Genomic DNA, 25,207 nt, shown 5'->3' with positions numbered 1-25,207 from the left:
GTTCAGCACGATCAAGGAGAATGCCGATGGCTACGATCGCACCAATATCGGGAACACCGAATGCAGGGATCGTCCAACCAATCGTTACGGCGCCGATGCTGGCACTGGCATCGACCATGGTCACCTCGATGAGCAGCTTCTATCTGCTTCTCGCTGCCGTTCCTGCGCATGCGGACGCACTCGCGGGGCACTCCGCCGCGGGACTCGCCACCGGGATCCTCATGGCGGCAACCATCGCGGGCGAGATTGTCGCGCCTCGAGTAATACGGCGGTGCGGTCGTCGCTCCACTCTCGCCCTCGCGCTGATCGCGATGGCGCTGCCGTGCGGCGCGGCCTTTGCCGACACCCTCGCGCTGGTGCTGCTCGGTTGTGCCATGAGGGGCCTCGGCCTCGGCATCCTGCTCGTAGCTGCCTGTGGCCTCGCCGCCCGATTGGCACCGGAGGAACGACGGGCGGAGGCCCTGGGTCTGTACGGGCTCGCTTCGGCAATCCCGGCGATTATCTGCGTGCCGATCGGACCTTGGGCGCTCGCCGCGGTTGGGGAGCAGGGTGTCGCCGTAGCTGCGACGGTCGCCGCCCTCGCAGCATTGGCGGGCGTGCGGCTGCTCCCTCGCGACGCGTTGTCCGGCGCGCCGAATGGCAAGGCGGCTTCCCTCCCGAAGCTTCGCGATGCCGCCTGGCCCGCAGTCACGCTGGGCATCGGTGCTGTCGTCGTCGGCGCAACGGTTACGTTCCTTCCAGTCGCCCATCCGGAGATCGGCACGAACCTGATCGCGGCCGGCCTGCTGCTCCAGGGGTTGGCGAGCGCCGTGGCGCGCTGGGCCAGCGGCCGATCGATCGACCGACACGGCCCCCAAAGCGCCATCGTTGGCGGCGTCGCCGCGTCGATCGCAGGAGCAATGTGTCTCGCGGCGCCCGGCAGCTTTGCCGTCCTCGGCGGCATGGCGATCAGCGGGATAGGCTTCGGAGTATTGCAGGGTGCCACGCTCACCCTGCTGCTGCGTCGGGCATCGCAGGCGCAGACGGACGGCGCCAGCGCGCTATGGAACGGTGCCTATGATGCGGGCCTCGGCGTTGGGGGCCTCGCCGTCGGTGCGGTAGCCACTTCGACGGGGTTCGCGACCGCGTTCATCGTAACCGGCGTCGCCCTCGCGACAGTCGCCTTTGTGACATTCCGCGGCATCGAATCTGCGAGGCCGTCATGTTGAGGCGGCACTTCTTGCAAGGCGCGAGCGCCCTTTCCCTCACCCCGGCACTGAGCACCTTTCTGGCTGCGGAGACGAACGCGATGACCACGGCCCAGGGACGCCATGCGACCGTAAACGGAATCCAGCTCTATTATGAACGCCATGGAAGCGGCGAGCCGCTGATATTGTTGCGCGGCGGGCTTGGTACCATCGCGGAGATATTCGGCAGGCTGATGCCAGCGCTCGCGGCGCACTGCGAAGTGATCGCCGTCGAATTGCAGGGGCACGGCCACACCGCCGACAACGGCCGGCCAATGGCAGCCTCGCGTTTCTGGCGCGCGGTGGCAAGGCTCACACCGGGATATTTGCCGAAGCTGAGCAGCTTCTCCCTGGCGCCGAAACGGTGTTTCAACCGCCACAGCTTCGCCCCGTTGGGCTGGACAAGAAGGTGCAGGCCCCCGCCGTCCGACAGTTTGAAGGGTCGCTGCCGGCGCCGGGTATATTTGACCTCGAGTTCCTTCAACGGCACGTGGGGGTATCGCCTGATTTCTGAACAAGCGGAAACTACCCCAAAAAATACCCCCCAGTTCAAATCGACGTGACGGGATCGGGCGGGACTCACACGGACGACGCCGATCGCCATCGGACGCGATAAATATTTGATTGCGTTTAAGAAAAAGGCACCCTGGGATGCTGCGGGACAGAGTTGGACTCTGTCCCTCGTCCGGGCCTTGGTAGCGGAGGAGGGACTTGAACCCCCGACCCCAGGATTATGATTCCCGTGCTCTAACCAACTGAGCTACTCCGCCCTACCAAGGGCCGCCCCCTTGAGGCGAGGGCGCGACATAGGTCCGGCTTTTCGTCCGGTCAACCCAACATCTTCAGGCGAACATGTGCCGCGAATGCGCTTCCCACGGGCCGCCGCGATACCACCAGCTCGCCAGTCCGGCGATCTCGACCTCGCGCGACCGGAAATCGCGCGACAAGGCGCCCAGCACCACCTTGGCGAGCGAGGGCGTCACCTTGTTCTGGACGGTGACGTGCGGCCGCCAGCGCCCGGCATCCTGCGGCATCAGCATGCCGGCAAAGGCATCGGAAAGCCGCTCGCGAATCGCGTCGAGCTCGGGCGCCTCGATCCGATAGGCCACTCCCCCGCCCAGCGACATCAGCCCGGTCACCCTGGCACGCGGCGCCCGGATGCCGCGGGTCTCGCCCGAAAGCCGCTGCTTCAGCTCCTCGCCGGCGCTCGGCGGCAAATGGTGGAACAGGGTCAGATGCGCGTCGAGCAAATTACGCCCGGGCGGATAATGCGCGCGCCGCAGTACGTCGAACCACGCCTGGTCCTGCCGCCCGAACAAGGCCGTCACGATCAGCGGCGCGGGTGCGCTCAAATCTCGACCTGGCTTCCCAGCTCGACGACGCGGTTGGTCGGCAGGCGGAAGAATTCCATCGCGCTTTCGGCGTTGCGCAGCATCCACGCGAACAATTTTTCACGCCACACCATCATCCCCGGCTTGGACGAGGGCAGCAGAGTCTGGCGCGCGAGGAAGAAGCTGGTGTCCATCATCTTGAACTCGGCCCCGCACGCGCTGACCTGCTTCAACGCCGCGGGCACGTCGGCCTCCTGCATGAAGCCGTAGAACAGGATCATGCGGTGGAAGCCCTTGCCGAGATCGTCGATCTTCATGCGCTTCTCGTCGGGAACATAGGGCACGTCGGCGATCTTCACCGTCAGCAGGATCACCCGCTCGTGAAGCACCTTGTTGTGCTTGAGGTTGTGGAGCAGCGCGTGCGGCACCCCGTCGGGAGTCGAGGTCATGAACACTGCAGTCCCCGGCACCCGCGCCGCAGCGATCGCCGCCGATTCGATGAAGATCTTGATCGGCATCGCGCTCTCGCGCAGCCGCTCGATCATCAGCTTGCGCCCCTTGGCCCAGGTGGTGAGCAGGGTGAACACCACGAAGCCCACCAGGAGCGGGAACCAGCCGCCATCGGGCACCTTGGTCAGGTTCGCCGCGAAATAAGCGAGATCGACGGTGAAGAAGAGCGCGAGCAGCGGCAGCGCATAGCGCTTCTTCCAGTTCCACAGCCCGAACAGCACCACCGCGAGCAGGCAATTGTCGATCAGCATCGCGCCGGTGACCGCGATGCCATAGGCCGCGGTAAGGTTCGACGAGGTCTGGAAGGAGAGGACCAGCAGGATGACCATGATCATCAGCGCCCAGTTGATCGTCGGGATGTAGATCTGCCCCGCGGTCGATGCGCTGGTATGCTCGATCCGCAGCCGCGGCACGAAGCCGAGCTGGATCGCCTGCTGGGTCACCGAGAAGGCGCCCGAGATCACTGCCTGCGACGCGATGATCGCCGCCATCGTCGCGAGGATCACCAGCGGCAGCTGCAGTCCGTCGGGGGCGAGCATGTAGAACGGGCTGGTCAGTGCAGAACTGCCCTCGCGCATCAGCAGCGCGCCCTGTCCCATATAATTGAGGATCAGCGCCGGCAGCACGAACCACAGCCACGAGACGCGGATCGGCTTGCGTCCGAAATGCCCCATATCGGCATAGAGCGCCTCGGCGCCGGTCACCGCCAGCACCACCGAACCCAGTGCGAGAAAGGCGGCAAGCGGATCGAGCAGGAAGAATTCCACGGCATGCGTCGGCAGCAGCGCCCAGAGAATCTCCGGGGTGTGCACGAAGCTGAGCACGCCCAGCGTCGCGATCACGAGGAAATAGAGCATCATGATCGGACCGAAGAACGCCCCCACCCGCGCCGTCCCGGTCCGCTGGATCGAGAACAGCATGACGAGGATCACCACCGCGATCGGGACCACGAGATTGGCGAAGCCCGGCGCGGCGATCGCGATGCCCTCCACCGCGGAGAGCACCGAAACCGCCGGCGTGATCATCGAATCGCCATAGAATAGCGCGGTGGCGAACACCCCGAGCAGCACGATCCCCTGCGTCCAGCGCTTCTGGTTGGCGCTGCGCGAGATCAAGGCGAGCAAGGCGAGGCTGCCCCCCTCGCCCTTATTGTCGGCGCGCATGATCACGGTGACGTATTTGAGCGTCACCACCACCATCATCGACCAGAACATCAGACTGATCACGCCCATGATGTGGACGTCGTCGAGCGCCAGCTTGTGGTGCCCGGCGAAGGTCTCGCGAAAGGCGTAGAGCGGGCTGGTGCCGATATCGCCGAAGACGATGCCGATCGCGCCGAGCGCGAGCTTCCACGTCGCGTCGGCGGCATGGCCGTGCGCCCCGTGCGGTTCGTCCGGAGCCGGGAGCGTTTCCGCTTGCCCGCTTGCGTTGATGTTCACTGTCGCGACTGTCGCGTGGTGGAAGGAACGGACCTGGTCATGCGACCTGTGTTCTCGTCTGGAAAAGTGCGCGGGCCGTTAGCACGTGCAGCATAGGCTGGCAACGGCCCGACCCGCACAGATGGTTACGCCCTCGGAGACGCGCAAGGGGGGCGTGCGGTTCCGCTCAGCCGCCGGCGAACAATGCGTCGGCCTCGCTGCGAGTCGGCACCGCGCGCAGCACGAAGCTCGAATTGATCGTCACCACGCCGGGCAGCCGTCCGAGGTGCTCGCGGTGAAGTCGTTCATAATCATCGAGATCCTGCGCGAGGATCTTGAGCCGATAGTCCTGCCCGCCTGAAACCAGCGCGCATTCCACCACTCCGTCGATCTCCGCCACCGCACGCTCGAACCGCGCCAGATCCTCCTCGACCTGCGTTCCCAGCGTGATGTCGACCAATGCCGTAATCCGGAAGCCGAGCTTTCTATGTCCCAGTCTGGCACCATAGCCAGTGATGTGGCCCGAGGATTCGAGCGCCTGGATCCGCCGCGAGCATGCCGATTGCGACAGGCCGGCATCGGCGGCGATCTGGCTGACCGGTGCCCGTGCGTCTGCGGCGAGAAGCTGGAGGATTTTGGTGTCGATCCGGTCCATTGCGCATGAATCTCCAGTGGGAGGCGATATTAGCGCATATCCATGCACGCAATCCAGCTCCTCGCGGCGAAATTTGCAGAGATTCGCAGCAGTAACTTGCGATACCATCGCGCCACGATCCGACTCACTGGAGAGATGCCATGCGCATTGGTGTGCCCAAGGAAATCAAGAATCACGAATATCGCGTCGGCCTGACTCCCGCGTCCGCCGCGGAACTGGTCGCCGCCGGCCATGAGGTGCTGGTCGAGACGCAGGCCGGCATGGGAATCGACTTCGCCGACGAGGCCTATACCAGGGTCGGCGCGAAGATCGCCCCCGACGCCGCCGCGGTATTCGCCGGCAGCGATATGATCGTGAAGGTCAAGGAGCCCCAGAAGCAAGAAATCGCGCTGCTCGAGGCTCGCCATACCCTGTTCACCTATCTTCACCTCGCCGCCGACAAGCCGCAGGCCGAGGGGCTGATGAAGTCGGGCGCGACCTGCATCGCCTATGAGACGGTGACCTCGAACTCGGGCGCGCTTCCGCTGCTCAAGCCGATGTCCGAAGTCGCCGGCCGCATGTCGGTCCAGGTCGCCTCGCACTATCTCGAGAAGGAGCAAGGCGGCCGCGGCGAATTGCTCGGCGGCGTCCCCGGCGTCGCTCCGTGCAAGGTCGCGATCCTCGGCGGCGGCGTCTCGGGAATCAACGCCGCGCAGATGGCGACCGGCCAGCGCGCCGACGTCACCATCTACGACATCAGCAACGAGCGGCTTGCCGAGCTCGACATGCATTTCGGCAGCCAGATCAAGACCGCCTATGCCAGCAAGGCGGCGATCGCCGAGGCGGTCCGCACTTCGCAGGTCGTGATCGGCGCGGTGCTCGTCCCCGGCGCGGCGGCGCCCAAGCTGGTCACCCGCGACATGCTCAAGACGATGATGCGCGGCTCGGTGCTGGTCGACATCGCGATCGATCAGGGCGGCTGCTTCGAGACCAGCCATGCGACCACGCACGACAACCCGGTCTACGAAGTCGACGGCATCATCCATTATTGCGTCGCCAACATGCCCGGCGCGGTCGCCCGCACCTCGGCCTTCGCGCTCAACAACGCGACTCTGCCGTTCGTGCTCAAGCTCGCCAATCTCGGTGCGGAGGCGGCGATGCGCGCCGACAAGCACCTCGCCAACGGCCTCAACGTCTACAAGGGCAAGATCGCGTTCAAGGCCGTCGCCGACGATCTCGACCTGCCTTTCGAAGCCTGGGCGGGCTGATCCGACCTTAAAATCCCCCTCCCTTCCAGGGGGGTTAGGGGTGGGTTTGGAAAAGGTCGAGGCTCGATGCCCCGGCCTTTTCCTTTGTCGGGACGTGAGGCTCGCTGCGCTCGCCACCCCCCTGCCCCTTCCTTTCAGGGAGGGGAGTCTTCAGGGAGCAGGCTTCTCCTCCGCCGCCTTGGCCTCCAGCAACCGGTCGAGCAGCATCAGCCGCGCCGCCAGTGCCGCGCGATAGCTCGCTTTCTCCGGCGTAAGTGCCACCGCCTTCGCCCAATACGGCCGCGCCTCGGCGAACTTGCCCTCGCGGATCAGCGCCAGTCCATAGAAAAAGGGCGGCCCGGGGTGCTGCGGCGCCAGCTGGATTCCGCGCTCGAAAGCGAATTTCGACGCCGGCGAGATCTGGTTGCCGTCATTCTCGGCCAGCTTGATCCCCAGCCACGTCCAGGCCCCGCCATCGCCCGGCGCCTGCCGGGTGGTCAGGATCATCGCGCGCACCGCGGTATCGGGCGCCCCGGCGCGGGTCATCGCGTCGGCGCGCATGAACGAGGCCCAGGTGAAGTTGAACCGGCCGAACATCGCGTCGCGGATCGCCACGATCTCGGGATCGATCTCGCCTTTCTCCGCAACCGACGTCACCGGGTGCCCCGCCAGACCCGGGCTGCCCTGCCACGCATAGCCCGCCGCGCCGAGCATCAGCGCCGTCGCCGCTACCGTCCACAGCTTGCGGGGGAAACCGCTCAGCCACAGCAATAGCCCCGCGCCGATCGCGATCGCGAGCAGGATCAGCCAGCCCCCCATCACGGCTTCCGCCTGGCGAAGTTTCGCCGGGCGATGAAGATCCCGAGCCCGAGCAGCACCAGCGGCGCGAGCCAGAGCGGCGCGGTCACCCAGCTCAGCGGCGGATCGTAGGTGACATAGTCGCCGTAGCGCTGGACCAGCCATTTCCGGACCTCGCCCGGACTTTCCCCCGCGGCGATCCGCTGGCGCACCAATGCGCGCATGTCGCCCGCCATATCGGCGTCGCTGTCGGCGATCGACTGGCCCTGGCAGACGAGGCAGCGCAGCGTGTCCATCAGCGCCTTGGCCTGCGCCTCCTGCGCCGGATCGGCGAGCTGGGTGTAAGCCAGGCCGGCGGGGGGGAGGCCCGAGTCGGCGAACGACGGCGCCGCCAAAAGCACCAACGTCACCCCCAATGCCACCGTCACCCCGGCCCTGTGCCAAGGTCCACCACGCGGCCTGGCGACAGCCAGGAGGCGAGAAGCCATCGCATGCGGCACCGTGGATCCCGGAACCAGTCCGGGATGACGAAGGGACAAGAACGGCCTCACTTCGCCTTCTCCAGCTGCGCCAGCAGCACCGGCACGTCGTCGGCGCGGACATCGCCGATATGCTGATAGGCGATCCGCCCGGCGCCATCGATCACGAAGGTCTCTGGCACCCCCGCCGAGCCGAACGCGAATTGGGTCGCACGGTTGCGATCGTCGCCGATCCGCACGAAGGGATCGCCGTTGCGCGACAGGAACGTCTGCATGCCCTCGGCCGTGTCCGCGGTCGCGACGCCGTCGATCGCCACCCCCGCCTGTTTGAGCTTCATCAGCTGCGGCGCCTCGGCGATGCACGGTGGGCACCAGCTGGCGAACACGTTGACCAGTCTCGGCTTGCCCGTAGCGAAGCTCTTGATCCCGGGCTTGTTCGGGACGAGCGGCGCCAGCGGTGTGACGGGCGCGAGCTTGCCGATCATCGCCGAATGGACCGTGCGATCGCCCGGCCGGATCAGCCCGCTCGCCACCAGCCCAAACACCAATGCGAACAAGGCGAGCGGCGCCCAGATCAGCACCCGCTTCATGCCCAGGCCTCCGTGTCCGCACGGCGCTCGCGCCGCACCCGGCCGATCAATGCGAGCAGCCCGCCGAGCGCGATCAGCCCGCCGCCCAGCCAGATCAGGGTCACGAAGGGCTTCCACCACAGCCGCAGCTGCCAGCGCCCCTGCTCGTCGCCTTGCCCGAGCACGGTATAGAGCTGCCCGTCGAGCAAGGTGCTGATCGCGGCTTCGTTGGTGTTGGTCGGCGGCGTGCTGAAGAAGCGTTGCTGCGGAAACAGCTCGAACATCTTGCCGTCGCCGCGCCGCACCTGCAGCCGCGCCTCGAGCGCCGACCAGTTCGGCCCCACCGTCGGGTGCACGTCGGCCAGAGTCACCCGGAACGGCCCGACCGTGACGTTCTGCCCGACCTCGATCGCCGCGAGCCGCTCGGTCTTGAACGCGCTGTCCGCCGCCATCCCGGCGATGCTCACTGCGACACCCAGATGCGCGATCACCATGCCCCAGACATGGAGCGGCGTGCGGCGCAAATTTCGCCGTATCACCGGCGCCACGCTCGCCACGCCCAGCCCGACGGCAAAGGCGATGCCAAGCACCGGCACGACATGCGCGCCGCCTGCCAATGCGAAGAGTATCGCGAACGTCACCCCCGCCGCTGCGGTCGGGATCAGCACGCGCTTCGCCAGCGCGTTCCAGTTGTCGCGCCGCCATCGGAGCAGCGGCCCGGCCGCGGTTGCCGCGACCAGCGCCAGCGCCACCGGCACCAGTGCCTTGTTGAAGAACGGCGCGCCGATCGACAGCTGCACCCCGGCCGCCTGCGCCGCGAGCGGATAGAGCGTGCCGATGAACACCACGCCGAGCACCACCGAGAGCAGCAGATTGTTGAGCACCAGCGCGCCTTCGCGGCTGACCAGCTGAAAGGTCGACCCTTGGGTGACCGTACCGACCCGCGCGCCGAACAGCGCCAGCGCGCCGCCGATATAGATGCCGAGCAATGCGAGGATGAAGGTCCCGCGCGTCGGGTCGACGGCGAAGGCGTGGACGCTGACGAGGATCCCCGATCGCACGAGGAACGTCCCGATCATCGACATCGCGAACGCGACCAGCGCCAGCATCAGCGTCCATGCCCGCAGCCCGTCGCGCGTCGCCAGCACCGTCACCGAATGGAGCAACGCCGTCGCCGCCAGCCACGGCATCAGCGAGGCGTTCTCGACCGGATCCCAGAACCACCAGCCGCCCCAGCCAAGCTCGTAATAGGCCCAATAGGAGCCGGCGGTGATCCCGATCGTCAGGAATATCCACGCGGCGAGCACCCATGGCCGCATCGCCCGCGCAAAGGCCGGTCCGACGTCGCGCATGATCAGCGCGCCAACCGCGAAGCTGAATGCCACCGACAGCCCGACATAGCCGAGATAGAGCGTCGGCGGGTGGAACGCGAGGCCAGGATCCTGCAGCAAGGGATTGAGCCCCTGCCCGTCGGGCGCCGGCGGATTGAGCCGCACGAACGGGTTCGAGGCGAAGGCGAGAAAGGCATAGAAGCCCAGTCCGATCGCCGCCTGCGCGCCCAAGGTCGCCGCCAGCGTCGCGCGCGCCAGCCGTCGCTCGAACGCCGCGACCCCCGCCCCCGAAAGGGCGAGCACGGTCACCCAGAGCAGCATCGAGCCCTCATGATTCCCCCAGGCGCCCGCCACCTTGTAGATCAACGGCTTGAGCGAATGGCTGTTGGTCGCGACCAGCACCACCGACATGTCGCTGCGCACGAACAGGACGATCAGCAGCCCGAACGACAGCACCGCCAGCAGCCCCTGCACCAGAGCGGTGCGGCGGAGGGCGGTCATCATGTCTGTCCTGTCGAGCGGCGCTCCCCTCCCGCTTGCGGGAGAGGTCAGGGAAGGGCTTGCATCGACGGTGCCGCCTGCGGCCACCCCCTCCCCTGGCGCGTCCCGCAAGCGGGAGGGGAACGCGATCCCGAAGGCGAGCATCAGCTGAACGAGCGCGAACGCCGCCGCCAGCCACAAGGCCGCAAGCCCCGCCTCGGCGATCATTTGGACCCGATCATTTGTCGAGCGTCTCGGTCTTGTGCATCTTGCCGGCGACCTGCGGCGGCATGTAGCGCTCGTCATGCTTGGCGAGCAGGTTGTCGGCGGTGAAGCTGCCATCGGGGTTGAACTTGCCCTCGGCGACCACGCCCGATCCTTCCTTGAACAGATCGGGGGCGACGCCGCGGAACGCCACCGGCACCCGGGCCTTGCCGTCGGTCACCACGAAGTCGATCGAGACGCCGTCGGGCTTGCGGACGATCGATCCCGCCGCGACCATCCCGCCCAGCCGCACCGCCTTGTCGGTCGGCACCGGCTTTCCGGCGACGTCCCCCGGCGCATAGAAGAACGCCGCCTGATCCTGCAGCGCCGACAGCGCAAGCCCGGCCGCGCCGGCCACCGCGCCGAGCGCGAGCAGCCCGAGCACGAGCCGCTGATGCTTGGGTTTCATTTGTCGCGCCTCAGCGATTCCGCCGCCGCCTCGGCGCTGCGCATCGCGCGCCACGCCCACACCGCCAGCCCGCCGGTGCCGAGCACAGTCACGGCATAAGCCGCGACGACGAACGCCCAATGGTTCATTGTGCCGCCATCCGCCGCATCCGCGCCTCGACCTTCTGCGTGGCGAGCATCGCGCGCATCCGCATCAGCACCACGCCGGCGAACAACAGGCTGAACCCGCCGATCGTGAAGAAGAGCGGCCACAACATCGACGAATCGATCGACGAGCTGGTCAGCCCGATGCTCTGCCCCTGGTGCAGCGTGTTCCACCACACCACCGAATAGCGCACGATCGGCAGCAGCACCGATCCTGCGACTCCGAACAAGGCCGGCACCCGCCCGTCGCCGCCGCGGTCGCTGTCGGCGCGGGCCAGCGCGATATAGGCGATGTAGACGAAGAACAGCAGCAGCATGCTGGTCAGCCGCCCGTCCCATTCCCACCACGTGCCCCAGGTCGGCCGCCCCCAGATCGATCCGGTGATCAGGCAGAGCGCCGCGAACACTGCGCCGGCCGGCGCGATCGCCCGCGCGGCGATGTGCGCCAGCGGATGCCGCCAGATCAGATAGCCGAGGCTCGCGAAGGCGACTCCGCTCCACCCCGCCATCCCCAGCCACGCCGCCGGGACATGGATATAGAGGATTCGCACGCTCTCCTTCTGGAGATAGTCGGCCGGGGTCTGGGTCAGTCCGCCCCATGCGCCGAACAACGCCAGCGTCACGCCGGCCCAGAACAGGATCGGCGTCAGCGGGCGCGCGAGCTTGAGGAAGCGCGTGGGATTGGCGAGTGCGTGGATCACGATGCTGGGCCAGCCAATAGCCGGGTTCGCGCGCGGAATCTACGCCGGCCTGTTATCCCGCAACGATGGGTTGCAGGCTTTGTGCTTGCGCAAAGTCACCGCTGTCATCATGCCGTCGAAACGGGAGCGTAAGGATATGGCGCGGCCGCATTCCAGGGGAGGGATGCGCACGCGGACCACCGCCAGCCCTGCCCCGGCTGCACCTCTAGCAAGGACCAAGGCCATGCCTTTCATCACTACCCGCGACGGCACCGAGATCTTCTACAAGGATTGGGGCGCGAAGACCGCGCAGCCGCTCGTCTTCCATCACGGCTGGCCGCTCTCGGCGGACGATTGGGACGCGCAGATGATGTTCTTCCTCGAACATGGCTATCGCGTCATCGCGCATGACCGCCGCGGTCACGGCCGCTCGACCCAGACCGACACCGGCAACGAGATGGACACCTATGCCGCCGACGTGATCGCACTCGCCGCGGCGCTCGATCTCAAGGACGCGATCCATATCGGCCATTCGACCGGCGGCGGCGAAGTCGCGCACTATGTCGCGCGCGCCGAAGCCGGCCGCGTCGCCAAGGCGGTGCTGATCGGCGCGGTGCCCCCGATCATGGTCCAGTCCGAGGCCAATCCCGGCGGCCTGCCGATCGAAGTGTTCGACAGCTTCCGCAACCAGACCGCGACCAACCGCGCGCAATTCTTCCGCGATGTCGCCAGTGGCCCGTTCTACGGCTACAACCGCGAAGGCGCCGAAGTGAAGCAGGCAGTGATCGACAATTGGTGGCGCCAGGGCATGGCCGGCGGCGCCAAGGCGCATTATGACTGCATCAAAGCCTTTTCCGAGACCGACTTCACGGAAGATCTGAAGAACATCGAGGTGCCGGTATTGCTCCTCCACGGCGAGGACGACCAGATCGTCCCGATCGCCGATTCGGCATTGCTCGGGATCAAGCTGCTCAAGCACGGCACGCTCAAGACCTATCCCGGCCTTCCCCACGGCATGGCCACCACCCATGCCGAAACGATCAACGCCGACCTGCTCGCCTTCATCCGGAGCTGAGCGAAGCAAATCCTCCCCCGGGGAACCGGGGGAGGATTTCGATGCCTTTACCCCAGATTGTGCGCCACCGCCGCGCGGATGAGGTCCTTCAGCGCCGCCTCGTCGATCGCCGCGCCTTCGTGAAAGTCGATCGCCCGCCGCACATTGCCGTCGAGGCTCGAATTGAACAGGCCCTTGGGATCGTCGAGGGCCGCGCCCTTGGCAAAGGTCATCTTGACCGCCTTCTTGTAGGTCTCGCCGGTGAACAGCATGCCGGCGTGATACCAGGTCGGCACCCCGCGCCATTTCCATTCCTCGGTGACCTCGGGATCGGCCTCCTTGATCAGCGCCCGGAGCCGGGCGAGCGTCTCGCCCCGCCAGTCGCCCAGCTCCTCGATCCGCGCGTCGATCAGCTCGGACGGCGATTTCTCGCTCATGTTCGCATCCTCCTGTTCAGGGAATCCAGCCCGGCAGCGCCGCCGCCTGGCGGATCCAGTCGGCAAGCTGCGACTCGTCGAGCGCGTCGCCCTCGTGAATGTGGAAATAGCGCGTGCCGGGATCCTTGGCATCGACCGGCGGCAGCGGCATCAGCCCCGCCCCGTTGAAGAAGGCCAGCTTGATGTATTTGTTGAAGCAATGCACGCCGAGGAACCAGCTCTTGCCATCCACGCCGTAGAGCGGCGAGTTCCACTTCACTGCCTTGCGCACCTCGGGGAGCGCGCGTTCGATCAGCGCGTCGAGCTGGCGTCCGACGTCGCTTTTCCACCCGGGCATCGCCGCGATATAGGCCTGCACCGGCGCGTCGCCATCGCCCTTGGCGATCTGCGGATTGCCGCCCGAAAGCAGGACCGGTCCGCCGGTCATGCCCGCGCTCGCCTGAGATACGGCAAGGCGAACAGATACAGCCCGGTCACCAGCAGCAGGATCAGCGGCACCAAAGCGAACAGCCCCAGCCACATCGGCGGCTGCGCGACCTGCGTCATCGCAACGATGTAGCTGATCACGCCAAGCGTGAAGGCGATCGACAGCCAGCGATGGATCTGCCGCACCCAGAGATTCCCGTTCATGCCCCTCTCCCTTCCATCAGTCGTTCCGCGCGAGAACCTGGTCGAGCTTTTCGAGGAATTGCTTCCACCCGGCATGCGCGCCGCCATAAGCCTGTTTCTGGTTCGGCCCGAATCCGGCCTGCTCCATCCGCAGATGCGTCCCCGTCCTGGTCGGCGTTAGCGTGAAGGTCACCACGCTCTCCAGCGCGAAGTCCGGATCGTCGTTCGCGAAGTTCCACGTATAGGCCAAGGTCCGCAACGGCTCGACCTCGAGCACTTCGCAGTCGAGCACCCCGCCCCATTCGCCGCGCAGCTTGAACCGATGCCCGACGACCGGGGCGAAATCGTTCTGCATCAGCCATTCCGCCACCAGATGCGGCTGGGTGAGCGCGCGCCACAGCCTTTCGGGGGGATGCGCGATCTCACGCTCGACGATGACGCTACGCTTTTCGGGTTCGGTCACTGGTCCATCCTTTTGAGCAAATCCTCGAGATCGTCGAACCGCCGTTCCCAGAAACCGGCCATCTGGCTGGTCCAGTCGAGTAGCGGCGCCAGCGCGCCGGGCAGCGCGCGGTAATGCGTTTGCCGGCCCGCGTGCCGGTCGGAGACCAGCCCCGCCTCGCGCAGCACCCCGAGATGCTTCGACACCGCCGGCTGCGACACCCCGGCCTGCGCGGTCAGCGCCCCGACGGTCTGCTCGCCCTCGCGGCACAGCCGTTCGAACAGGGCCCGCCGGGTCGGATCGGCAAGAGTCTTGAACAGTAGATCGGGAGACAAGGACGTCACAAAGCATAACTCACTGGCTATGGATTATCCATAACCAGTGAGTTATGCATTCGTCAAGCCGGGGAAGAGAGTTAACCGGACACAGCTCGCTGGACAGCGCGATCGCATGCATCCAGCGTGGCGTAAGGCGCGTTGTAGGTGCCGATGATGAGGAGTTTCGCGAGATGATCGAGGGCCATGCCCCACGCGCGGCGGCGGCAGCGACCGCGATGTCGCTCGATCTCGCCGAATTGCTCGCCACGATCGAGCAGGTTCGCGCTCAGCTCCAGCGCGTCCAGGCCGGGCTGATCTGCGCCCAGCTCGACGCGGCGGAGTCGGCGCTGCCGCCGCGCGCACAATAAGCCGAGATCGTCAGGAGGCGTTGGCGGCGCGCTCCGCCTGAACTTCATTCTCCATCGCGCGATAGTGCGAGATGTTGAAAGTCACGAAGGTCGTCGCGACGATCGCGAGCACCAGTACGACGATAATGATTGCCGTCCGCCCCTTGCGGCGGTTTCCCGGTTCCGGTTCGGCCATGGAAACACTTCGCGATTGGCGAACGCCCGCCGCTTCCCGGCCGACGTGTCTCACTTCAAATCCGGGCCGGGCCGGTCGTCCCGGCCGAGTCGAATGTCAGCCGATCACCGTGAAGACGTCCCCGAAAAACACGGTCGCGAGAACGATGCCGCGATCATCGGCAATCTCGATACGATGCTCCCGCGTCACCGGCCTGCCGGCGACGATATGCTCGGCGATCAGAGCCCGCGCGCCGCGAATCGCTTCGATCCTTGCTTGCTGCAGGTCGTGATACTCCATCCCGTCGTCGTCGATCACATCCGCATCGTTGTACAGATTGAAATAATAGCGCCGCATCGCATTGGAAATGCGCCATCCGTCTTGGGGTTGCGCCGCTTGATCCAGATCAGGCGCTTTGCGGTAGGTCGCCGGACTGAGGCATGTTACAGTCAGCTTATCACCGATTGAACGCCTGGGCATCGGTGGCTGAGAGATTCTTCGCGCTCCCGCCTGTCGAGTAGGAGCCGCGCCATGCTTGCCGATCATCGGTCCTCCATGCAATTGTTCGTTGATCGCGTGCAGCAGCGATCGCGCCTCAGCGACAGTGAAGCCGACGCGCTGTTGACGCTCTCGGGTAGCGTCTCGATCGCCCGCGCCAATGAAGACATCGTTTCGCCGGGAACGACCACCGTGCACACCTGTCTGGTGCTCGACGGGCTGGCGGGCCGGTTCGGGCAAGTGATCGACGGGCGGCGGCAGATCACTGCCCTGCACATCGCCGGCGACATGTGCGATCTGAATTCGCTGGTGATGCCGGAAGCCGACTGGGCGCTGCAAGCCCTGTCGCCTACTGCGATCCTGCGAATTCCGCACGCGCAGATGCTGGAGGTCGCGCGGTCCTATCCCAACATTGCCGAAGCGTTCTGGCGGGATTGCTCGGCCGACGCGTCGATACTGTCGGAATGGCTGATCAACGTGGGCCGCCGCGATGCGCGGTCGCGTCTCGCCCATCTGCTCTGCGAAATGGCCATTCGACTTGAGAATGCCGGCCTCGGCAATCGCCGGGAGTTTCGGCTCCAGGCCACCCAGACCCAGCTCGGCGACGCGCTCGGCCTGACGCCGGTTCATATCAACCGCACCGTCCAGACCCTGCGCAGGATGGAACTCGTGACGCTTCGCGCACATGAGGTGCGCATTCTCGACTGGGATCGTCTCGCCGGTCTCGGCGATTTCGACGAAGATTATCTTCAGATGGGCGTGCGCGATGCGTCCAGGGGTCCGCCTTCGACCGCGCTGGCCCGCAGGTCGCGAACGCGTGATCGCTGCGCGGCCGCGTGCGCTCCTCAGTGCACCGCGCCGAGATGGCGGAGCTTGTCCGGATTGCGCATGACGTAGATCCCGACGATCTTGCCGGCCTCGATCGCCAGCGCCGTGGTCTGCAGCACGCCGCCGGCCTCGCGCGTCACGAATCCCGGCAGCCCGTTGATCATCCCCCAGCGCTCGACCCGCGACATGTCCCTGGCGAAGAACCGCGCCAGCGAGCCGTGCAGCTTCATCACATCCTCCACGCCGAGGATCGGCCGCAACCCGGCATGAACCTTGCCGCCGCCGTCCGAATAGACCGAGACGTCGTCGGCGAGCAGACCGCGCAACGCGGCCATGTCGCCGCTCCGCGAGGCGTGAAAGAACGCCTCGGCAATCTCGAGCCCGCGCTCCTTCGGCATTTCGAACCGCGGTCGGGCCGCGCGCACATGCGTCCGCGCCCGGCTCGCGAGCTGACGCGCCGCGGCGGAGTCGCGCCCGATCGTCTCGCCGATCTCGTCGAACGGCAATCCGAACACGTCGTGGAGCAGGAACGCCGCGCGCTCGAGCGGAGTCAGCCGCTCGAGCGCCAGCATCAGCGGCAAGGTGACGTCGTCGACCTCGTCCGCTTCCTCGACCACCGGCTCGGGCAGCCACGGCCCGACATAGGTCTCGCGCCGCGCCCGCGCCGATTTGAGCTGGTCGAGGCACAGTCGCGTCACCACCCGGCGCAGGAACGCCTCGGGCTCGCGGATCGCGGCGCGGTCGGCGCCCAGCCAGCGCAGGAACGCATCCTGCACCACGTCCTCGGCGTCCGCCACCGAGCCCAGCATGCGATAGGCGATGCGGTTCAGCCGCGGACGCAGCGGATCGAACGAAAGCGCGGCGTCGTCGCTCACGCGGCTTGCTGCGTGTGCGCGGGCCGCGCCTTGTAGAACAGGTCGAAGCCCACCGCGATGCGGTTCCACCCGTTGATCGCGTTGATCATCAACGTCAGCTGCACCTGTTCCTCCGGCGTGAACTCCGCGGCGAACGCATCGTACAGTTCCTGCGGCGCCCGCGCAGTGGATATCAGAGTCAGCGCGTCGGTCCATGCCAGCGCCGCGCGCTCGCGCGCCGAGAATAGCGGCGCCTCGTGCCACGCGCTCAGCAGATAGATGCGCTGCTCGGTCTCGCCGGCCTTGCGCGCGTCGGCGGTGTGCATGTTGAGGCAATTGGCGCAGCCGTTGATCTGCGAGGCGCGGATCTTGACCAGTTCGAGCAGGCCAGGCTCGATCGCGGGCGCGATCTTGAGCGACATGTCGAGCCACGTCTGCATCTGGGCGGGCGCGGCGGCGAAAGGGTCGAGGCGTTGGGTCATGGTCGGTCTCCTTGGTTCACGGAGACATGACGAGGCAGCGCAGCCGGATGTGACATGCGGGTGCGATTTTTCTTCCACTCCCCCGCTGCCACAAAAACACCTGTCACCCCGGCCTCGTGCCGGGGTCCACCGTGCCGCGAGCCAGACCCTCTCGCCGTCTATGACTTCCACCGCCGCGTGGTGGACCCCGGCACAAGGCCGGGGTGACGTCCAGTATGAGGAGGAGAGGCGCGGCGCAGCCGCAGCAATGCTTCAAAAATAGGATTTCACCGGCTACGCCCGAGGCGCTCTTTGAAACCCGTGAACGCACGTCAGCGCCCGACGCAAACGTAACATCCTTGCGCCGTTCGGCAACTTCATTGCCGATTCGCCGTGCAAACCGTGAATCTTGGCCCGCCAAATCCTATCGCGGGCGCCGAATCACCCCCGCCCGATCAGCCGCTGCGCGATCCGGTCGGCGACCTCGCTCTCGGGATCGCCGGTGCGGTCGCTCTCGTCCCACACCTCGATCAGCCGCTCGGGGATCTTGTCGACGCGCGATTGGACCTCGGCCATATTGCCCTGCCCGAGATATTCGAGCCCGACATTGATGATGCCGCCGGCATTGATCACGTAGTCGGGCGCGTAGAGGATGCCGCGATCGTGCAGCCGTGCCCCGTCCGCCCGGGTCGCGAGCTGGTTGTTCGCGCCGCCGGCGATCACCTTCGCCTTGATCGCCGGGATCGACTGTTCGGTCAGGATCGCGCCGAGCGCGTTCGGGCTGAACAGATCGGTGTCGAGCATCAGGATAGAATCGGCAGCGACGGCCTCGGCGCCCAGCTCGGCCGCCAGCGCTTTGGCGCGCTCGGCATTGACGTCGGCGAGCACCAGCCTGGCGCCGTCTTTGGCTAGCAAACGAGCCAGCCCGCCGCCGACCGAGCCGACGCCCTGGATCGCGACGCGCACGCCATGCATCGAATCGGCGCCGAGCCCGCGCCTCGCCGCCGCCTTGACGCCCAGATAGACGCCGCGCGCCGTGATCGGCCCCGGATCACCGCCCGCCCCGCCTTCGGCCACCGGCAACCCCGAGACGTGGCGGGTCTGGGTCGCGACGACCTTCATCCGGTCCTCGGACATGCCGACGTCCTCGGCGGTGACGTATTTGCCGTCGAGCGACGCGACCGCGCGGCCGAACGCCTCGAGCTGCCCGGTCGTCACCGTCGCGCCGGGCTCGCTCGCGAGGATCACGCCCTTGCCGCCGCCGAGCGGCAGATTGGCCATCGCATTCTTGTAGCTCATGCCGCGCGACAACCGCAGCGCGTCGGTGATCGCGGCACGGTGATCGGCATAGTGCCAGAAGCGCACGCCCCCCGCTGCCGGGCCGAGCTTGGACGAATGAATCGCGATGATCGCGCTCAGCCCCGATTCGCGGTCGCTGAACAGGTGGACGCCCTCATGGTCGTCGAAATCGGGAAAGCCCCAGTCCGTTATCACGCGTCAGATTCCTGCGGCGATGCCGCCCGTCATCCGGTGCGAGCGGTCGTGGGAGAATGGGGCGACCGACGGGACTTGAACCCGCAACTTCCGGCATCACAAGCCGGCGCTCTAACCAATTGAACTACGGTCGCCGTGGAGGTTGGCCGCTTAGCGGGGGCTTTCGCGAAGCGCAAGATCATTGCGCGATGCGCCGACCGCCGCTTCGGGCGCGATCACTCCGTCGCGGGCCAGCGCCCGCGCCGCCGAAGCGAAATTCGCGGCCGAAAGAAACGCGTGCCGCGCCAGCAAGGGTGCGTCGGCGCCTTCATAGATCAATCGGCGCATCGCCGAATCGACCTCGAACCCTTCGAAGATCCGCACCGCGCCGCTCTGCCCGCTCCCGCCGCAATGCTCGCATCCCGGCGCCGACCACAGGATCGCGCCCGGATCGAGCCCGAGCAAGGCGGCGCGCGATCCGAACGCCTGAACCGGCTCGCGGCAATTGCGGCACAGCCCCGGCGCGATCCGTTGCGCGATCACCAGCCGCAGCGCCGCGGCCAGCGCGAACCGGTCGTTCGCCAGACGCCGCAAAGCGAGGATGGTGCCGACGGCGTCGCCGCTGTCGAAACAGGCGATCACCAGCCCGCGATCGGCCGCCTCGACCACGGCATTGGCGGCGATCCGGTCGTCGACGACGCCGCCGAGCGCCACGCCGTAGCGTCGATGCAAGCTGAGCGCCGTCTCCTCGGCGCCGGGCCCGGCGATCGCGATCAGCCCGGTGAGCCGCGCCGCAGCCTGTTCGAGCGCCGCCCCCAGCCGCGCCGGCATGCCCAGCGCGTCGAGCGGCATCTCGGCTTCGAGCTGGGTGTCGACGGCCATCTCGCCCGACTGCCCGCGCAATGTGACGACTTGCTTGCGCTTTTGTTACGCCGGCATGTTGATCACGCCGCGCTGGCGAAATGCTGCGGGATTTGGCAAATCCGGGCGATGCAGACGACCGCCCCGCAGACCGCAATGTCCAATTTCGGCGCCGGCCACCCTTCCGAACCGGTGATCGAGCACCTTCTGCGCCAGCCGGGCATCCAGCGCGTGCCCAGTCCCAAGGTCGCGATGTTCATCGGCAAGAAGTTTCTCGAGCCCGAGCTCTGCCAGCTGCTGATGCTCCAGATCGATTCGCGGCGGCGCCCCTCGACGATCGCCGATGCCAATGGCGACTATGCCTTCCGCACCAGCGAGACGTGCGATCTCGATCCCGAGGATGCGCTGGCGATCGACTTGAAGCGCCGGATCATCGCGCTCACCGGGCTCAACCCCACGCATGCCGAGCCGATGCAGGGCCAGCGCTACGAGGTCGGCCAGGAGTTCAAGGCGCATACCGACTATTTCGAGCCGACCGGCGTCGATTACGAGAAATATTGCAGCGTCTCGGGCCAGCGCACCTGGACGGTGATGCTCTATCTGAACCATGTCGAAGCCGGCGGGGTGACGCGGTTCAAGGCGATCGACAAGATGGTCGAGCCCGAGGTCGGCAAAGTGCTGGCGTGGAACAATCTGCGCGCCAACGGCACGCCCAATCCGTCGACGATCCACCACGCGATGAAGGTGCGCGCCGGCACCAAATACGTCATCACCCAATGGTTTCGCGAGCGTCCCTGGGGCTGGTGACGCCGAAAGGGCCCCGGCGGGCTTTTGCCCGGCCGGAGCCCTCTCCCCCTTTTATCCTGATCAGAATTTGGTGCTGAGGCCGATCGAGAAGGTGCGGCCCTGATCATAGCTGTTGGTGTCGGCGATGCCGGTGGTGCCGCCATAATCCTGGAACTCGACGAAGCGCGTGCCGGTCAGGTTGCGGCCCTCGAGCTTGAGCTCCCATTCGCCGCCGAGCACGTCGAAGCCCTGCCGCAGCACGAAATCGAGGCGCACGCCCGGCCGCTCGACGATCGGCGGCAGGCCGCCACCCGAGAGCAGGCCGCGCGCGACGATACGATCGCTCGCATAGTTGAACAGGAAGGTCAGCTGCGAGAGCTTGGTGGTATCCTCGATGCCGAGCTGCAGATTGACCAGATGGTCCGACTGGCCGACCAGCGGCTGGCCCGAGACGAACACCTGATTGGCCGGGCGCGTCACCGACCCGGGATTGATCGGGTCGCGGATCAGCTCGTTGCCGGCGAACACCTCCGACTTGGTATAGGTGTAGTTGGCGATCAGCACGAGCCGGCGCGTCGTGAACAGCTCGTTGTTGATGAAGTCGAGCGGCACATATTTCTGCAGCTCGATCTCGCCGCCGTACAGCTGCGCCTCGGGGGCATTGGCGAAATTGATCTGGGTGCTGTTGCTGCCGGCGACCTGGAAGCTCACCGTCTCGATCGGATCGTCGATCTTCTTGAAGAAACCCGCCGCGGTGATCCGCTGGTCCTTCCCGAAGAACCACTCGTAGCGTGCCTCGAGGTTGGTCAGCTTGCTGTCGGTGAGGAACGGGTTGCCGTAGAAGACCCGGTCCGAGTCATAATCGAGATATTGTTGCGGCGCGAGTTCGCGGAACTGCGGCCGGGCGATCGTCTTCGAGGCGTTGAGGCGCCATTGCATGTCGGGCGCGAAGTTCCACGTCAGCGTCGCCGCGGGCAGCCAGTAATCGTTGCTGAGCACCGTCGCCGGCAGATTGTCGGTCGGCACCACGGTCTGGTCGGCAGTCTCGTAGCGCACGCCCGCGGTGATCCGCATGCCGTCGGTGATCTCGCCCTCGAGCTGGGCATAGCCGGCATGGGTGGTCAGCTCGGCGTCATAGGCGCGCGCGCCCTGGCTCGTCGTCGACGGGCGCAGCACGATGCCGTTGGTCTGCAGCGTATAGTCCGACAGCAGGAAATCGGGGCGCATCTGCGAATAGGGATCGGGCAGCGCCGCGCCGCCCGGCATCACATAGTCGAAGGTGTAGCGATACGACGTCCGGTCGGTATCCTGATAGGCATAGCCGGCCTGCAGGCTGAACGGCCGGCCGAGGTTCAGGTCGTAGGCGAAATCGATCCCGCCGGCCCACAGATTTTCGTCGAGGTCGCTGAACGCCACCGTGGCGTAGGAGCCGCCGTTGAGGGTGTTGCGATAATCGCCGATACCCGCGTCATAGAGATAGCGGAACGCGCGCTCGTAAGGCGATTTGCGCTTGGTGTTGGCATAAGCGCCGCGCACGTCGACGTCGAGCGCGCCGAAATCGAACTCGCCGACGAACTGGCTGGTGAACAACTGGCGCTCGAACCAGTTGGTGTTCTGCTCCATCACCGGCGCCTTGCCGTCGATCGGCGATTCGAAATTCTCGGCGGTGCCGGCGCCCAGACGGCCCTGCTTGAGCGTGTCGTGGATATAGAGGTTGGTGAGGCGAATACGGTGCTCGCCGAACTCGGCGCCGAAGCCGAGAAGACCGTTGACCAATGCGCGGTGATCGGTGGTGACGCGGCGGAAGGTGGTGGTGGGGATGCTGCGCACCCCGGAAACCGCGTCGCGCGTACGCCAGGTGTTGCTGATCCCGCCGCCCGCGATCACGCCGAGACGGGTGCCGCCGAGGTCGGTCGACGCGCCGAGGCTCATCTCGCCCGAGAAGTTCGGCGGGATGTGATAATTCTCGAACAGAACCGAGGTCTCGGCGTTGGTCAGATTGATCGCCTGGCTGGTCGGGATCGTGGTGCGATCGGCACCGGCCTTGAGGATGAAATCGGGCGTCTTGCGCTCGCCCGAATCATAACCGAGCCAATCATGCTTGCCGCCGTCATAGGTGTAGCCGAGCTCGCTGGTGGTCTCCATGTCGAAGCCGACCGAGGCACCGATCGAGAAGAATGCCTTTTCGGGAACCGCCTTGGTGGTGAGATTGATCACGCCACCGCCGAACTCGCCCGGATAATTGGTCGAGAAAGTCTTCTGGACCAGCGACGAACCGATCACGCTGGTCGGGAAGATGTCGAGCGGCACGACGCGGCGCAGCGGCTCGGGGCTCGGCAGCGGCAGACCGTTGAGCAGCGACAGCGAATAGCGATCGCCGAGTCCGCGGACATAGACATAGCCGTTGCCGACGACGCTGAGGCCGGTGACGCGCTGGAGCGCGCCGGCGATGTCGCCTTCGCCGGTCCGCGCAATGTCCTCGGCGGAAAGCACCGACACCACTTGCGGCGTGCTGCGCACGACATTGGGAATGTTGCGGCCGATGACGACGATGTCGCCATATTCCTCGCCGCCCGCGCCCGGTGCGGAAATCTCGACTTCCTGCTCGGCAGCCGGTTCGCCGGTATCCTGCGAAGTCTCGGGCGAAGCCTGCGCCGCCGGCGGCAGGCTGGCAGTCTGGGGCGAAGCCTCAGCCGTCTGCGCGAGCGCGGCCGGCGCAACGAGGCAGGTCGTGATGGCCAAAAGGCTGGCGAAGGCGAGCTGGTTCTTCATCGGGGTATCCGCTGTTGGGGTATGGGCGTCGGAAAGGGCTTGGGGACGGCGGCAATGCCGCCGTCCCCGCTGCCCGCGTTCCCGGCCTTAGAAGCCAGTGCAGGCGCCACTGGTCGTGCCGAAGCTCGCCCGGTTGGAATTGCAGGTCCAACCCTGGAACCACGTATCGGTCGCGCCGCTGACCGCGCCGATATAATTGGTCTGGACGAGGAAGGCCGAACCCGACGGATTGAGCGTGCGGGCGTCGAATATCGTCATGCCCGCCACGCCCGTGCCCGGGAAGTAGCCGTTGGTCAGCGCGTTCGCCGCGGTGCCATTGGTCACGTTGTCCGAGCTCGGCGCGGTCGTGAAGAACGCGGCCTGCTCGGCGTTGGTGATCATCTGGCCGTTGACGGTGTTCTCGCGGGTCAGCGCGGTACCGCAAGCGAAGTAGATCGAGTTGAAGCGCGGCGGACCCTGATCCTGCAGCGCGGCGTTGGCGGCACGGACGGTGCCGCGGTCGGCAGTGCCGGCCTCGGTGACGAGGCAGTTGCCCGGCGTGACGAGGATCGAGTTGACCAGGGTCAGATCGGCGCTGCCGCGCAGGCGGATCGCCGCCAGCGGGTTGCTCGTGCTGGCATTGGTCTGGATCAACGTCGCGTTGGCGACCCTGCCCCAGGTGCGCGGCAGTGCGTCCTCGGGATTGGCGCCGGTCGTCGGATTGACGCTCGAGTCGATCTCCATCGAATAGGTATCGGTGGTGGTCAGGCCCGGCTTCTGTGCGGTGATCAGGAACTGGACGAGACCGCGCCAGCCCACATCGAAGTCCAGCCCGTCATCGTCCGCGCCGGTGATCACCAGGTGACGCGCCTGCGACGTGCCGCCGAAGATCTCGATGCCGTCGTCCGAGCTGTTGTGGACCTGGACGTGATCGATCGTGGTGCCCGAGCCGACGCCGGCGAGGGTGAGGCCCTGAAGTTCGTTGTTCGGGCTGATGACGGTGCCCGAATAACGGATCTGGACATATTGGAACACGCCCGAAGTGTCGCCCGCGGCGTTGCCGCCATAGAGCGCGTTGCCGGTGCCTTCGACGACGTTCTCGCAGGTCGTGCTGGTGCCCGCGGCGTCGTTCGCGCCGGTGATGCAGTTGGCGACCGGCGCGCGGCCGGCGAGGATGACCCCGCCCCACAGGCCCTGGCTGTCGTCGGTGGTGGTGCCGGCGAGATTCTGCTGTGCGGTGAAGATGATCGGCGCGGTAGCGGTGCCCTGCGCGTTGATCGTCGAGCCGCGGTTGACGATCAGGAAGTCGTTATCGGCATTGGTGGTGTTGGCGAACAGCACCGCGCCGGCGCCGATGGTCAGCGAGCCCGCCGAGCCGATCAGCCCCTGCGAACCGCGATCGACGCCGACATCGACGCGTCCGTTGATCTCATAGGCGACGCCCGGTGCGGCAGCCTTGCCCGGCAGGGTCAGGCCGGTGATCAGCGTCGGCAGGCGGCAGATGCGATAGGCGCCGATGGTGCCGACATCGGTGAGCGCCTGACCGGTGCCGGTCGGGCATGCTGCGGCCGGCGTGCCGGGGGTCGGCGTGGGCGTCGGGGTCGGGCTGGGGGCCGGGGTCGGCGCGGGAGCCGGCGGGAAAGCGCCTTCGCCGGGCGAGGCGACGCTGCTCGCCCCGTCGCATGCTGCGAGGCTGAGGGCAGCACAGCTGGTCAGAAGGACGAGGCTGAGGCGATGGAAGCTGGCCATAAAGTCTCCGTTCCGGCGGATTGCCGGGTTGCGCGTGGGCGAGAAT

General features: G+C 66.5%; 30 protein-coding genes and 2 tRNA genes. 6 read left to right on the top strand and 26 right to left on the bottom strand.

Annotated elements, in window-relative coordinates; all coding sequences use genetic code 11:
• Positions 1-26 precede the first annotated feature (26 nt).
• Entirely contained in the window at positions 27-1,208 is a 1,182-nt protein-coding gene (locus Q9Q95_RS03280; protein ID WP_306093801.1) for an MFS transporter, read from the top strand.
• A 130-nt stretch (positions 1,209-1,338) separates the two neighbouring features.
• Here Q9Q95_RS03280 and Q9Q95_RS03275 read toward each other — a convergent pair whose 3' ends face one another.
• From Q9Q95_RS03275 to Q9Q95_RS03255, 5 genes are all read right to left on the bottom strand, one after another.
• Positions 1,339-1,830 (bottom strand): Arm DNA-binding domain-containing protein, encoded by a 492-nt coding sequence (locus Q9Q95_RS03275; protein WP_306093799.1) that lies wholly within the window; start codon positions 1,828-1,830, stop codon positions 1,339-1,341.
• Between the two features lie 89 nt (positions 1,831-1,919).
• Positions 1,920-1,996: transfer RNA gene (locus tag Q9Q95_RS03270), tRNA-Met, on the bottom strand.
• A gap of 72 nt (positions 1,997-2,068) precedes the next feature.
• Entirely contained in the window at positions 2,069-2,578 is a 510-nt protein-coding gene (locus Q9Q95_RS03265) for a 2'-5' RNA ligase family protein (RefSeq protein WP_306093796.1), read from the bottom strand.
• The gene (locus Q9Q95_RS03260; RefSeq protein WP_306094675.1) at positions 2,575-4,500 is read right to left on the bottom strand and encodes a potassium transporter Kup; all 1,926 of its coding nucleotides are present in this window, start codon (positions 4,498-4,500) and stop codon (positions 2,575-2,577) included. Before Q9Q95_RS03260 ends, Q9Q95_RS03265 begins: the two co-directional genes overlap by 4 nt.
• A gap of 172 nt (positions 4,501-4,672) precedes the next feature.
• Positions 4,673-5,140 carry an Lrp/AsnC family transcriptional regulator gene (locus tag Q9Q95_RS03255; RefSeq protein ID WP_306093795.1) on the bottom strand — a complete coding sequence of 156 codons (468 nt, stop codon included), beginning with the start codon at positions 5,138-5,140 and terminating at the stop codon, positions 4,673-4,675.
• Positions 5,141-5,280: 140 nt separating this feature from the next.
• Between Q9Q95_RS03255 and ald the strand changes: the two genes are divergently transcribed.
• Positions 5,281-6,387: an alanine dehydrogenase gene (ald, locus tag Q9Q95_RS03250; protein WP_306093793.1), complete on the top strand. Its 1,107-nt coding sequence runs from the start codon at positions 5,281-5,283 to the stop codon at positions 6,385-6,387.
• Positions 6,388-6,537: 150 nt separating this feature from the next.
• On the opposite strand, the gene Q9Q95_RS03245 is transcribed toward ald, so the two are convergent.
• Genes Q9Q95_RS03245 through ccmC form a run of 7 tightly spaced genes read right to left on the bottom strand, consistent with a single transcriptional unit; the run spans position 6,538 to position 11,540 of the window.
• The gene (locus Q9Q95_RS03245) at positions 6,538-7,185 is read right to left on the bottom strand and encodes a cytochrome c biogenesis factor-like protein (RefSeq protein ID WP_306093791.1); all 648 of its coding nucleotides are present in this window, start codon (positions 7,183-7,185) and stop codon (positions 6,538-6,540) included.
• Positions 7,185-7,652 carry a cytochrome c-type biogenesis protein gene (locus tag Q9Q95_RS03240; RefSeq protein WP_306093788.1) on the bottom strand — a complete coding sequence of 156 codons (468 nt, stop codon included), beginning with the start codon at positions 7,650-7,652 and terminating at the stop codon, positions 7,185-7,187. The genes Q9Q95_RS03245 and Q9Q95_RS03240 overlap by 1 nt, the downstream gene beginning before the upstream one ends.
• Before the next feature lie 59 nt (positions 7,653-7,711).
• Positions 7,712-8,233: a redoxin family protein gene (locus tag Q9Q95_RS03235; RefSeq protein ID WP_306093786.1), complete on the bottom strand. Its 522-nt coding sequence runs from the start codon at positions 8,231-8,233 to the stop codon at positions 7,712-7,714.
• Positions 8,230-10,251 (bottom strand): heme lyase CcmF/NrfE family subunit, encoded by a 2,022-nt coding sequence (locus tag Q9Q95_RS03230; protein ID WP_306093783.1) that lies wholly within the window; start codon positions 10,249-10,251, stop codon positions 8,230-8,232. Before Q9Q95_RS03230 ends, Q9Q95_RS03235 begins: the two co-directional genes overlap by 4 nt.
• Positions 10,252-10,261: 10 nt before the next feature.
• Positions 10,262-10,696: a cytochrome c maturation protein CcmE gene (gene ccmE, locus Q9Q95_RS03225; RefSeq protein ID WP_306093782.1), complete on the bottom strand. Its 435-nt coding sequence runs from the start codon at positions 10,694-10,696 to the stop codon at positions 10,262-10,264.
• A complete protein-coding gene (gene ccmD / locus Q9Q95_RS03220; RefSeq protein WP_306093780.1) occupies positions 10,693-10,824 on the bottom strand; it encodes a heme exporter protein CcmD in 132 nt (43 codons plus the stop codon). Before ccmD ends, ccmE begins: the two co-directional genes overlap by 4 nt.
• Positions 10,821-11,540 (bottom strand): heme ABC transporter permease CcmC, encoded by a 720-nt coding sequence (ccmC, locus tag Q9Q95_RS03215; RefSeq protein WP_306093778.1) that lies wholly within the window; start codon positions 11,538-11,540, stop codon positions 10,821-10,823. The genes ccmD and ccmC overlap by 4 nt, the downstream gene beginning before the upstream one ends.
• Before the next feature lie 223 nt (positions 11,541-11,763).
• Here ccmC and Q9Q95_RS03210 point away from each other — a divergent pair, with 223 nt between their 5' ends.
• Positions 11,764-12,594 carry an alpha/beta fold hydrolase gene (locus Q9Q95_RS03210; RefSeq protein WP_306093776.1) on the top strand — a complete coding sequence of 277 codons (831 nt, stop codon included), beginning with the start codon at positions 11,764-11,766 and terminating at the stop codon, positions 12,592-12,594.
• A 47-nt stretch (positions 12,595-12,641) separates the two neighbouring features.
• Here the strand turns inward: Q9Q95_RS03210 and Q9Q95_RS03205 are convergent, their stop codons facing one another.
• Genes Q9Q95_RS03205 through Q9Q95_RS03185 form a run of 5 tightly spaced genes read right to left on the bottom strand, consistent with a single transcriptional unit; the run spans position 12,642 to position 14,405 of the window.
• On the bottom strand, positions 12,642-13,010 hold the full coding sequence (locus tag Q9Q95_RS03205) for a DUF1801 domain-containing protein (RefSeq protein ID WP_306093773.1): 369 nt from the start codon (positions 13,008-13,010) through the stop codon (positions 12,642-12,644).
• A 16-nt stretch (positions 13,011-13,026) separates the two neighbouring features.
• The gene (locus tag Q9Q95_RS03200) at positions 13,027-13,437 is read right to left on the bottom strand and encodes a DUF1801 domain-containing protein (RefSeq protein ID WP_306093772.1); all 411 of its coding nucleotides are present in this window, start codon (positions 13,435-13,437) and stop codon (positions 13,027-13,029) included.
• Positions 13,434-13,640 carry a hypothetical protein gene (locus Q9Q95_RS03195; protein ID WP_306093770.1) on the bottom strand — a complete coding sequence of 69 codons (207 nt, stop codon included), beginning with the start codon at positions 13,638-13,640 and terminating at the stop codon, positions 13,434-13,436. Before Q9Q95_RS03195 ends, Q9Q95_RS03200 begins: the two co-directional genes overlap by 4 nt.
• Positions 13,641-13,656: 16 nt before the next feature.
• Entirely contained in the window at positions 13,657-14,082 is a 426-nt protein-coding gene (locus tag Q9Q95_RS03190) for an SRPBCC domain-containing protein (RefSeq protein WP_306093769.1), read from the bottom strand.
• Positions 14,079-14,405, bottom strand: coding sequence for a helix-turn-helix transcriptional regulator (locus Q9Q95_RS03185; RefSeq protein ID WP_306093767.1), 327 nt, complete (start codon positions 14,403-14,405; stop codon positions 14,079-14,081). The genes Q9Q95_RS03190 and Q9Q95_RS03185 overlap by 4 nt, the downstream gene beginning before the upstream one ends.
• A 164-nt stretch (positions 14,406-14,569) precedes the next feature.
• Here Q9Q95_RS03185 and Q9Q95_RS03180 point away from each other — a divergent pair, with 164 nt between their 5' ends.
• A complete protein-coding gene (locus tag Q9Q95_RS03180; RefSeq protein ID WP_306093765.1) occupies positions 14,570-14,746 on the top strand; it encodes a hypothetical protein in 177 nt (58 codons plus the stop codon).
• Positions 14,747-14,756: 10 nt separating this feature from the next.
• Here Q9Q95_RS03180 and Q9Q95_RS03175 read toward each other — a convergent pair whose 3' ends face one another.
• Together Q9Q95_RS03175 and Q9Q95_RS03170 are read right to left on the bottom strand one after the other, a co-directional pair.
• Entirely contained in the window at positions 14,757-14,921 is a 165-nt protein-coding gene (locus Q9Q95_RS03175; RefSeq protein ID WP_306093763.1) for a hypothetical protein, read from the bottom strand.
• 96 nt (positions 14,922-15,017) lie between these two features.
• The gene (locus Q9Q95_RS03170) at positions 15,018-15,446 is read right to left on the bottom strand and encodes a hypothetical protein (RefSeq protein ID WP_306093761.1); all 429 of its coding nucleotides are present in this window, start codon (positions 15,444-15,446) and stop codon (positions 15,018-15,020) included.
• Between Q9Q95_RS03170 and Q9Q95_RS03165 the strand changes: the two genes are divergently transcribed.
• Positions 15,432-16,295 (top strand): Crp/Fnr family transcriptional regulator, encoded by an 864-nt coding sequence (locus tag Q9Q95_RS03165; protein WP_306093760.1) that lies wholly within the window; start codon positions 15,432-15,434, stop codon positions 16,293-16,295. The two genes, Q9Q95_RS03170 and Q9Q95_RS03165, sit on opposite strands and share 15 nt — an antisense overlap.
• Here the strand turns inward: Q9Q95_RS03165 and Q9Q95_RS03160 are convergent.
• The 5 genes from Q9Q95_RS03160 to Q9Q95_RS03140 form a co-directional block, all read right to left on the bottom strand.
• Positions 16,244-17,101, bottom strand: a complete 858-nt coding sequence (locus Q9Q95_RS03160) for a sigma-70 family RNA polymerase sigma factor (protein ID WP_306093759.1) — start codon at positions 17,099-17,101, stop codon at positions 16,244-16,246. The genes Q9Q95_RS03165 and Q9Q95_RS03160 overlap by 52 nt on opposite strands.
• A complete protein-coding gene (locus tag Q9Q95_RS03155; RefSeq protein ID WP_306093757.1) occupies positions 17,098-17,562 on the bottom strand; it encodes a carboxymuconolactone decarboxylase family protein in 465 nt (154 codons plus the stop codon). Before Q9Q95_RS03155 ends, Q9Q95_RS03160 begins: the two co-directional genes overlap by 4 nt.
• A 420-nt stretch (positions 17,563-17,982) precedes the next feature.
• Positions 17,983-19,035 carry a Glu/Leu/Phe/Val dehydrogenase dimerization domain-containing protein gene (locus Q9Q95_RS03150; RefSeq protein ID WP_306093755.1) on the bottom strand — a complete coding sequence of 351 codons (1,053 nt, stop codon included), beginning with the start codon at positions 19,033-19,035 and terminating at the stop codon, positions 17,983-17,985.
• 57 nt (positions 19,036-19,092) lie between these two features.
• Positions 19,093-19,169 (bottom strand) — tRNA-His (locus tag Q9Q95_RS03145).
• A 16-nt stretch (positions 19,170-19,185) separates the two neighbouring features.
• Positions 19,186-19,896 carry a hypothetical protein gene (locus Q9Q95_RS03140; RefSeq protein ID WP_306093754.1) on the bottom strand — a complete coding sequence of 237 codons (711 nt, stop codon included), beginning with the start codon at positions 19,894-19,896 and terminating at the stop codon, positions 19,186-19,188.
• 108 nt (positions 19,897-20,004) lie between these two features.
• Here Q9Q95_RS03140 and Q9Q95_RS03135 point away from each other — a divergent pair, with 108 nt between their 5' ends.
• Entirely contained in the window at positions 20,005-20,682 is a 678-nt protein-coding gene (locus tag Q9Q95_RS03135; RefSeq protein WP_306093752.1) for a 2OG-Fe(II) oxygenase, read from the top strand.
• A gap of 60 nt (positions 20,683-20,742) precedes the next feature.
• On the opposite strand, the gene Q9Q95_RS03130 is transcribed toward Q9Q95_RS03135, so the two are convergent.
• Together Q9Q95_RS03130 and Q9Q95_RS03125 are read right to left on the bottom strand one after the other, a co-directional pair.
• A complete protein-coding gene (locus Q9Q95_RS03130; protein WP_306093750.1) occupies positions 20,743-23,433 on the bottom strand; it encodes a TonB-dependent receptor domain-containing protein in 2,691 nt (896 codons plus the stop codon).
• Between the two features lie 87 nt (positions 23,434-23,520).
• Entirely contained in the window at positions 23,521-25,161 is a 1,641-nt protein-coding gene (locus Q9Q95_RS03125) for a hypothetical protein (RefSeq protein ID WP_306093749.1), read from the bottom strand.
• Positions 25,162-25,207: the final 46 nt, after the last annotated feature.

Source organism: Sphingomonas sp. DG1-23 (genome assembly GCF_030730875.1).
In the GTDB taxonomy this organism is placed as follows: Bacteria; Pseudomonadota; Alphaproteobacteria; order Sphingomonadales; family Sphingomonadaceae; genus Sphingomonas.
Note: the sequence above shows the minus strand (reverse complement) of the source record. Positions and strands in the feature narration are given on the sequence as shown.